Here is a 9,211-nt window from a genome sequence, read left to right as displayed (position 1 = left end):
TTTCATCACCCGCACACGCAGCACATCCAAAGCCGCCGGCGATAGACGCCGAGTATCGTCTTCTCTCATTACTCACAGTATACACCAAACCGACTCCCATGTCAAACATTTTATGCTCTGATTAGTATTAGTCATTCTCGCTCCTCCCCTACCCCGTCTCCCCGGCTCTTTGGGAGATTCTCCGGCAAGCTCCCCGGAAAGCAGTTCGGCGGATTGCTCCGCAGGCAATCCGGTGGAGTATCTGGAAAGCTACCTGGCCTGCTATTCGGTCAGCTATTGCGCCGGCTATCCGGAGGAGAACTCGGCGAACTGCCTGCAAAGCTGCAGGGGCCGCTGTCCCGCGGGCTGCTCCGCAGAGTGCTCGGCAAATCGCCCGGCAAGCAGCCTACAGAGCAGTCTCCCAAGCAGCCGGGAAGGGAATCCACTCAGCTATTCGGAGAGCTGTCCGGCAAAGAGCTTGCCCGGCAATCTGCCAGGCAGTCTGACCGACTGCATTCGCCTGCTACTTGGTGAGGACAATCTTCCGAATCGCTTGAGGCTTGTGGCTTGAGGCCTGTGGCTCTCTTCGCACAAAGTACACACCCGGCGCCAGCGCCCGCACATCATTCGCGCCGGGATGCAGGTCCAACACCTTCTTGCCGCTGATATCGAGAAGTTCGACCTGATCCCCGGTCTCCCGTCCCCAGTCTCCAAGCCGCAGGTCGCCCCGAACGACGGCCGACGTCGGATTTGCAGTCCGCACCTCGGCGCCCTGCGTCTCATCAACTCCCGCGCCATAGAACTGGAGGATGATCAACCCAGAGCCTTCGTACGTGACGTAGACGTAATCCCCATCCACAGCCACGCCCCAAGTTCGACCGGGCGCTTGGTAGTACCCGACCTCGACCGGGTCTGCCGGGTCGGCGACGGCAACGACACGAAGCCCGCTGTCGTAGTCCGCGACGTAGGCGAGGTCTGCTGACACGGCCACGCCGTACGCACTCCCCGGCGTATCGTAGAAGCCGACCTCGACGGGACTCGCCGGATCGGCGACCGATATGACTCGCAGGCCGGCAGACCGGTCAGCGACAAAGGCGTAGTCTGCGTTCAAGGCCACGCCGTTTGCCCAGTCTGGCGTGTTGCACCCGCCGACATGAACCGGATGCGCCGGGTCAGCAACCGAAACAACCTGGAGTCCGCTCATGGAGCCTACGCGATAGGCATAGCCGCCGCTCACGGCTACGCCATATCCAAAGCTGGACATATGGGTGTTCCCAACTTCGACGGGATGCGCAGGGTCGGCAATCGAGACCACACAGAAGGCAGCGGTTGTCTCCATTTGGGCGACATAGGCATAGCTGTCGCGGACAGCGACGGCGCTGGCAGTCGAGCACGCCTGGCAATACCCGACTTGAACCGGATTGGCCGGATCCGCGACATCTATGACATATAATCCCCGACCTTGACTCGCTACACAGGCATACCCCCCGCTCACTGCAACTCCTCTAGCTGGGGCGGATGTCCACGCCCCGACTTCTACGGGGTGGGCCGGATCGGCAACTGAAATGACTCGCAGGCCGCCTTCTTGGGCCGCGACATAGGCGTAGTCGCCGCTCACGGCCAATGACCAACCCCAGCGCGGCGTCGGGCAGTCTCCGACAAGCCGGACGTTGAGCGAATCGGCCTGCCCAACTCCAGTCAACAGCAAGCTCAGGCAGGATGTCAGCAGTAGCGATCTCATCACAACCTCCTACCTCGCAATGATGACCTTGCGGATTGCCTGTGGTTGAACGTGGGCTTGCGACTCGTGAATGAAGTAGACCCCGGGCGCAAGTTGGGTCACGTCATGCGCGCCGGGATGCAGGTCGAGCACCTTCCTCCCGCTTGCGTTCTGCAAGCTTGCAGCTTGGGGCATGCGGTTTGATGTTTCGGGCAGTAGGAGCACGCTGCGGGTGACCGTCCCAGTTGGCTTGCGTCCTGCGGCATGTGGCTTGGAGCTTTCTCCTACCCCACTGAGGACCTGGAAAACCTGTAGACCGGCGCCGCCGTAAGCAACATAGACATGCCCGCCCGCCACCGTCACCCCATTAGCCCACCAGTTGGGCTCGTCATAGAATCCAACCGCAGTCGGGTTTGTCGGGTCGGCAACCGAGATCACCCACAGCCCGTCCTCGTCAGCCGCGACGTAGGCATAGTCACGGCTCACAGCCACGCCCCAGTCCCACATGTACGCACCGCACTGCCCAACCAGAACTTGACTTGGGACTGAGACGATGTGCAGCCCGAGGGAACGAAATGTGACGTAGGCATGTTCTCCGTCCACGGCCACGCCACAGGCTGAGGCATGGAATACGAAGTAGCCGCCGACACTAGCCGGATAAGCTGGGTCGACGACGGAGACGATCGTGAATGAACCTTCGTAGCCAGCGACATAGACAGAGTCGCCGCGAACGCAAACGCCACGAGGACTGCCCGGATGGCAGTGGCCGACCTCAGACGGGTGCTCAGGATCGGCAACCGAGATGACGCGCAGCCCGGCAGTGTCACACGCGATATAGACATAGTTGCCTCTCGCGGCCACGCCCCACGTCCAGCCGGGCGATCTGTAAGACCCGACCTCCACCGGGTCTGCCGGGTCAATAACCGAGATGACGCGCAACCCGGAGTCGTAGTCCGCGACATAGACGAAGTTGCCGCTTACGGCCACGCCTCGGGCCCAGCCCGGCGTATCGCAGTGACCAACTTCAGCTGGATGTGCCGGGTCAGCAACCGAAATCACGCGTAGACCGGCATCGCCGTCGGCTACGTAGGCGTAGTCACCGCACACGGCCACGCTGAAGGCTTCGCCGGGCGTGTCGCAACCGCCTATGAGCTGGATGCCGGACGACGCCAGAGCCGGCTCGACACCGACCAGTAGCAGTATCAGACACAAAGCTAGGGACAGCGTTCTCATCTTCGTCTCCTACCTGGAAACGATGACCTTGCGGACTCCGACCGCCGCCGGCGGCTCTCCGCTTGGAGCCGGCCGATCGAGCACAAAGAGCACGCCGGACCGCGGCTTCAGCACCCTCCGCCCCATCGCGTCGAAGGCGGCTGCGCCGACAGGCAGGCCGCGAATGACCGTCGATACCAGCTTGAGACTGGCGGCCTGCGGCTCGGAGTTCTCCTCGACGCCCGCTCCGTAGAACTGGAGTATCTGCAGACCGGCGTCGTCAAATGCCACGTAGGCGTTGTCGCCGACCACGTCCAGTCCGGATGCGCACGGCACGCCTATGTCGAAGTACCCAACCTCGATCGGATGAGCCGGGTCGGAGACGTTAAGGACCCGCAATCCTCTGTCGACGGCGGCGAGAAAAGCGCGGCTGCCTACGACCACAACTCCGTCCGCACCACGCGCCGGGCCGGTCCAAATCTCAACCGGATGGGTCGGATCGGCGACACGAATGACCCTCATCGTGAAGCTCATCTCACTTACAAACGCGTAGTTGCCGATCACGCCCGCGCCGGTTCCCGAGTTCAGATTCAGGCTCCCGACCACAACAGGACTAGATGGGACGGAGACCGAGATGATGCTCAGGCTATCCCCTACGACGTAGGCATGCCCCCCAGTCACCGTCACAGCCCTGGCATACGGCGGACTCTCGCAGTAACCCACCTCGACCGGATTCGCCGGGTCCGCAACCGAGATCACCCGGAGCCCGCCTGAGTCAATGTCCGTGACAAAGGCGTAGCCGCCACCAACAGCAACACCATACGCTCGCCCTGGCACATGGCAGTGACCGAGTTCAACCGGATTCGCCGGGTCGGCAACGGAGATGACCCGCAGACCGGCCGTGTCACCGGCCACAAAGGCGTAGTCTCCATCGACTGTCACAGCGCGTGCCTGTCCGGACGTAGCGCAGTACCCCACTACGACCGGCTGCGCGGGGGCAGCGATCGACACGACATACAGGCCTTGCGTCGTGTCCGGTGCATATGCCACGCACGCAAGGTAGGCGTGGTCTCCGGATACACTCACACCCCTCGCGTAGACGGATGGTATCACACACGTGCCTACCCGCCGGACGTTCACTGAATCCTGGGCCACCGCAGCGCTGAGCACCAGCAGTGCTACAATTCCAGACTGCAGCAATAGTCGAATGATCACCTCCGAGTTGTCGCCAGCGAATCCATGGACCGACCGCGAACCGAAGGCGTACCCCGCGCATGCCAGACTGCGAAGCCGACGCTAACGGAGGTGTCGCCTATGGTGATTCCCTCGCGCAGATGTAGGGCCAAACTACGGTGTGTCTACGGCCTGCCTCAGACCTTCTGAAGCAGTCCAACTTGTAGGGGCCAAAGGACCGTAGCAGCCAAGCGTCCGCCCGTTGCGCAGTTCAGGCCGGACCTGTCACTGGCTATACACGACCTTCATGTACGGCGCGACGGCGTCATCGGTGACTCCCCATACTCTGGTGTACCAGCCAGCAATTCCGACGCTGAACTTCCAGCCAGTCGGAAAGGACCCGCCTCCGCTGTTCGCGTAATCCTCAAGCCATGCGCAACCTTGACCGCTGAGTGCGAGCTTGCACCAACCGTCAGCTTGGACGCCCTGCGCAGGCGCGAGGGCGTAGCTGCTAGTATCTATCGCATTCCATAGGACCCCGGCGGTCGGAGTCCATGAACTGATTCCCGACAGCCAGTTGAAGACGAGGTTGAGGGAACCAACGTGTTCCTTCTGCTTGTAGTAGAGCGTGCAGACCAGAACCTCGGCCGGTGACTCGAACTCAGGCACCTCGAAGACGCAGTACCCATACGTCTTCGGGTACACATAGCCGCCTACTTCTTCAAGGCCCCGCTCGATGATGCTGCCGGGTGTCATGGTATACCACCCATTGGGAGTCTGACCATCCATGTACTTGCTGACGTACCCGGTCAGGTTTGTGTCATTGGCGACGAAGCAGTAGGTGGTTTCTGTAGACGCTATGTGGACATCGTTGCCTGCAAGACCCGACGGCTGCTTGCAGCCGACCAGCACTGTGGCTGCCAGTACACAGAGCGCCAACATCGTCTCGAACTTCGACATCTGGCCTCCTTCATACAAGGCTTCGCGCAACTGCGCGCCTCAGTGCGCAAAATCGATTGCCGGTTCGGTGCCACCGGCTGTCTCGCGGTCAGCCTTGCACTGACCCGCAGGCCAGCCACTGACACTAACTCCACCTGCCTTCTTGTCAAGAAAAAGCATGTCAATTCAAGACACGGGACATCAGCGGAAGCGTCAGCCGCTGTCTTGCCGTTGTCCGTCATCCGGAAAGGCGGCAGCGTTGCTGCCGCACTCCAAGGCAGCTTCCGCTGCCGTTCTCGTTTGCTTGAGCTTGTGCTTGAGCTTGCGCTGCCTGAGCTACTTCAGTTGATCCAACGCCTGTTTGGCACGGGCAAGAGCCGGGTCGAGTCTGAGCGCCTGTTGCCAGCGAGCCTGGGCCTCGGCCTTCCTACCCTCGTAGTAGTCGCACATCCCCAGGTAGAAGATCGCCTCGGCGTGCGTCGGCCGCACCTTGAGCGCGCCTTCGTAGTAGTGACGAGCCTCGGCGAACTTCCGCGTGTTGAGGGCGACGTTGCCGCGGCTGACCCAGGCCTGCAGCGAGTACGGATTCACCTGGAGTGCGACGTCGTAGTAGCGCACGGCCGAGTCGAGCCGGTTGGTCGTCGCAAAGACGTAGCCGAGCGTTCCCCAGGCATCGGCATCATTCGGGTACAGCCGCGTCGCCGCCCGGGCCGAACGTTCGGCCCCGGTCACGTCGCCCATTCTCTGCAGCAGCGTCGCCTCGAATGAGAGCACGTTGGTGGCGGAGTCGTACCGCAGGGCGATCCGCAGCTCTCGGAGCGCCTCATCGTCTCGCTTCTGCTGGTGCAGGCCGAGCGCCGTGGCGAAGTGGCTCTGGTCCGGGCTGGATACGCGGCCGGCCACGCCGACGTTGGCGTTGAGCAGGAGGAACCCGACGACGGCAATGATGGCGGCTATTCCCCGGCCCCGAATGGGCCTGATCAGGCCCGTGATCCCGGCTGCCGCCAGTATCGCCACCAGCGGCACCATCGGCGTACGGTAGCGGCTGGTGACAAAGAAGAAAATGAACGACAGTGAGTAGGCTCCGAAGAAGAGGTACAGCGGCAGGAACCGGCGCCACTCCCGGCGCATCAACCACACGCCGGCCAGCGCCAGGGGCAGGAGGATGCCGAACGGGAACTTCAGGAAACGGGAGTTGAAGAAGAGGTAGTTGATGAACGAGTAGCGCTTGACTGCGTACAAGTCAGTCTCATTGCCGACCTCGAAGCCGGCGAACCAGAGGAAGGTCTTGCGCAAGAGCAGGCCGAGTGCCTTGCCCGGCTGCTGACGCCAGAACTCAAATCCCTTGGCCATCCAGTAGCGGTCGATCTCCGCGCCCTTCAACTGCCGGCCCAGGGCCTCTTCTGCCAGCCGCTTCACATCGTCGTAGCCGCCCCACCAACTCCCGCGCGTGCCGGGCACGATCGCGCTCACTCCGTCCGAATTGGGGTTGTTGCCGATGACGAAGTTAGTGCCCGCCTGCCAGGCAATCGGCACGAATTGCCGGCTCACTATGTAGTTGCGGATCGTGACCGGAAGGATGACGAGCGCCGCCGCGCCCCAGACCAGCAGGACACACCGGAGGGTTCTGGGGTTCAGGGGTCCTGGGGTTCCGGCCGAACCCTCGAACCCTTGAACCCGTGGACCCTTGAACCCCTTTCCTTCGAGGAACAGCCAAACCGGCAGCACCGCGATAAACGCGAGCAGGTTGGGCCGGATTATGGCAGCCAGGCCGAATACCAGCCCGGGCAGCCACCACTGCCGGTCCGCATCCCGGCTCCGCAGGAGCAGCACGAAGCCCAGCAGAACCACAAAGGTCAACATCCCCTCAAGCATCAGTTCGGAGTCGTACCAGATGGCAAGCGGGTAGACGGCCATCACCAGACCGGCGACGACGGGAACCGCCCCGGAGGGATGAGGGATTAAGGATGAAGGATGAAGACCGGACTTCGGACTTGCTTGCGGCTTGGGGCTTGATGCTTGCGGCTTCAGGAGTTGCCCCGCGAGCAGGTAGACCAGGCCGCACCCGGCGCTGCCGATGAGCGCCTGTACTATCCTGACTGCCAGCAGATTCGCGCCGAGGATCTTGTACAGCAGACCCAGGAAGTAGGGATACAGGGGCGCACGGAAGTAGGCGTCGGCGATGAACTGCTTGCCGGCGGCGACGGCAAGAGCCCACTCGTGGTGGTAGAGAGCATCCATCTGGGGCGACAGGAACAGCGGGTCGTTCTGCCGCACCTGCAGGATGTGAATCAGCCGCAGGAGGAACGCGGCCCCGGTGATGATCAAGAACCAAAGCCGGTCGGGAGCCTGGCGACCGGGGACCGGCGACTTGCGGTTGTCGGCCGCCGGTCTACGGTCAACGCTTTTGGCGCGCATCAGAGAAGTATCTTCAGGACAGGAGTCGGGTCAAGCCGCAAGGACGTCACCGGGCGACGTCCGCCGCCGCAACTCCCGTCCCGAATAAGAGAAACGGGGCGGGAGAACCCGCCCCGTCACAGGTCAGTCTGCGGCTATCTGTCGATCACGATCTTGCGGGTGGCCGAACCATTGGCAGTCTCAAGCCGCACCAGGTAGATTCCTGCGGACAGCGACTCGGTGTCCATGGTGAGCGTACCCACTCTCGCCTTGTCGTTGGCGGTGTACAGGTTCCTCATCAGCCTTCCGGTCGCGTCGTACAGGTTGACCGAAAGCGGCATGCGGACCGGCACCTGCCACTTCAGCGTGACCTGGTCGGTGACCGGGTTCGGGTAGTTCGTGATCTGGAGGCTCGGCGTGGTGATGCCCGGTTCGAAGCCTTCGTCGATGCCGACGCCGCCCTGCACCGCAGCCGAGATGAAGTAGTTGCCGTGCAGCCCGGTCCCCGGAGTCCAGACCGCCCAGCCACCCGGGAAGCCGTAGTAGCTATGGTCGGTAGTCCCGCTGTCGGCACAACTCGAGGGATGGCCGGTTGAGCTGATCGGCGCCACGCCCACGTAGAAGTTGCCGGACGTGATGATGATGCTCGAGTCGACGTCGGCGGCCCGGTACGGTCCCGGCGTGCCCGGTATCGCTTCCAGGGTTTCACTCTCGTACAGGAGCGTCGTCCCGTCGTCACCGTAGATGTTGAATATGAACGACGTATCTGGCCACGGGTATGTGTTGTGCCAGTAGAAGTCGGCCCGCATGCGCGATATCTTGATCGGATACGCAAGCCCGGTGAAGTCGGCGGGGTTGAACTTGACAACCCGCTCCGGTCCGCCCCAGGTGAGCCAGTGCATGTTGGCATCGACGTGGTACTCTATCCACTTCGCGCAGCTCAGGTCATAGGCCATGGTGTCATCTGCGGGGAAATCCTCGCCCGCGGCCTCGGTCCAGACCTTGATGTTGTAGACGCCGGCTACGTTCGGGATGTGCCAGGTCGGCGAGAAGTTCATCTGCGCGGTCGCGCCATGGTTGAGCGCGGTTCCCGTCGCCATGGTATCGTGGTAGCTGTAGCCCTCCGGGCCGGTGATTCCCAAACGCACTGGCGTGCCGATGGGGAGCTGAGCGGAGCCCATGTTCTTGATCGTCGCGCGGATCTGGAAGTTGATGTTGGGCAGCGTGTCATTGGGCATGTTGGTGGCGAACCAGGCAGCCGCAGCATTGGTGTCCTGCGGGGTCCAGTCGATCACCGCTCGGATCATCCAGTCCCCGCGCGTATTGTCCTCGGAGAAATTGCCGCCGGCGTCCATCTGCCACTTGCGGTGCGAGGGCGCGTTGTTGCTGGCATCGATTGCCAGGCCCGGGCAGTTCGGGTTGGCTCCGACCTGCTTGTAGAAGATGTAGAAGTTCTGCGCCACGACCGGGACGTTGACTGGAATGTAGTTCCACGCGCCCCTGGTGATCTTGACGTTTGCCGGGGAAATGTAGAGCTCGGTTCCGGGCGAGCCGCCGGGGCCGTCATCGGCCATGATCCTTACCTTCGCCCAGCTGTCACCAGGGGTCGGCCAGCCGCTATAGAAGTAGATCAGTGCCCCGGCCAGGGTCACGTTGTCGGACGGACTGATGAACTTGACGCCCCAGCCGCCGCCGGCCACGTTCTGACACCAGGCGCTGGCCGCCATGTTATCGTCGTACTTCATCGTGTCTGAGACATCGAGGGTCAGCTCCGGTGAGAACGGGAAAACC

At 62.4% G+C, this 9,211-nt stretch carries 6 protein-coding genes; all 6 read right to left on the bottom strand.

The genetic code is table 11. The features are described from left to right. Positions 1–502: 502 nt before the first annotated feature. Positions 503–1,720, bottom strand: a complete 1,218-nt coding sequence (locus tag FJY68_12130; protein MBM3332572.1) for a hypothetical protein — start codon at positions 1,718–1,720, stop codon at positions 503–505. Positions 1,721–1,729: 9 nt separating this feature from the next. After that, the gene (locus FJY68_12125) at positions 1,730–2,932 is read right to left on the bottom strand and encodes a hypothetical protein (GenBank protein ID MBM3332571.1); all 1,203 of its coding nucleotides are present in this window, start codon (positions 2,930–2,932) and stop codon (positions 1,730–1,732) included. 9 nt (positions 2,933–2,941) lie between these two features. Next, positions 2,942–4,081 carry a hypothetical protein gene (locus FJY68_12120; protein ID MBM3332570.1) on the bottom strand — a complete coding sequence of 380 codons (1,140 nt, stop codon included), beginning with the start codon at positions 4,079–4,081 and terminating at the stop codon, positions 2,942–2,944. Positions 4,082–4,369: 288 nt separating this feature from the next. Next, on the bottom strand, positions 4,370–5,044 hold the full coding sequence (locus FJY68_12115; GenBank protein ID MBM3332569.1) for a hypothetical protein: 675 nt from the start codon (positions 5,042–5,044) through the stop codon (positions 4,370–4,372). Positions 5,045–5,359: 315 nt separating this feature from the next. Continuing rightward, on the bottom strand, positions 5,360–7,441 hold the full coding sequence (locus FJY68_12110) for a tetratricopeptide repeat protein (protein ID MBM3332568.1): 2,082 nt from the start codon (positions 7,439–7,441) through the stop codon (positions 5,360–5,362). A gap of 134 nt (positions 7,442–7,575) precedes the next feature. Continuing rightward, positions 7,576–9,165, bottom strand: a complete 1,590-nt coding sequence (locus FJY68_12105) for a T9SS type A sorting domain-containing protein (protein MBM3332567.1) — start codon at positions 9,163–9,165, stop codon at positions 7,576–7,578. Positions 9,166–9,211 lie beyond the last annotated feature (46 nt).

This window comes from candidate division WOR-3 bacterium (assembly GCA_016867815.1).
In the GTDB taxonomy this organism is placed as follows: domain Bacteria; phylum Hydrothermota; class Tepidihabitantia; order Tepidihabitantales; family Tepidihabitantaceae; genus UBA2258.
The sequence above is the reverse complement of the archived record's forward strand: the minus strand, read 5'-3'. Positions and strand labels throughout refer to the sequence as shown.

Bases quoted from the DNA above. Each gene is read 5' to 3' on its own strand.
- FJY68_12130 (MBM3332572.1), bottom strand. From the start codon at position 1,720: ATGAGATCGCTACTGCTGACATCCTGCCTGAGCTTGCTGTTGACTGGA.
- FJY68_12125 (MBM3332571.1), bottom strand. From the start codon at position 2,932: ATGAGAACGCTGTCCCTAGCTTTGTGTCTGATACTGCTACTGGTCGGT.
- FJY68_12115 (MBM3332569.1), bottom strand. From the start codon at position 5,044: ATGTCGAAGTTCGAGACGATGTTGGCGCTCTGTGTACTGGCAGCCACA.
- FJY68_12110 (MBM3332568.1), bottom strand. From the start codon at position 7,441: ATGCGCGCCAAAAGCGTTGACCGTAGACCGGCGGCCGACAACCGCAAG.
- FJY68_12105 (MBM3332567.1), bottom strand. From the start codon at position 9,165: ATGAAGTACGACGATAACATGGCGGCCAGCGCCTGGTGTCAGAACGTG.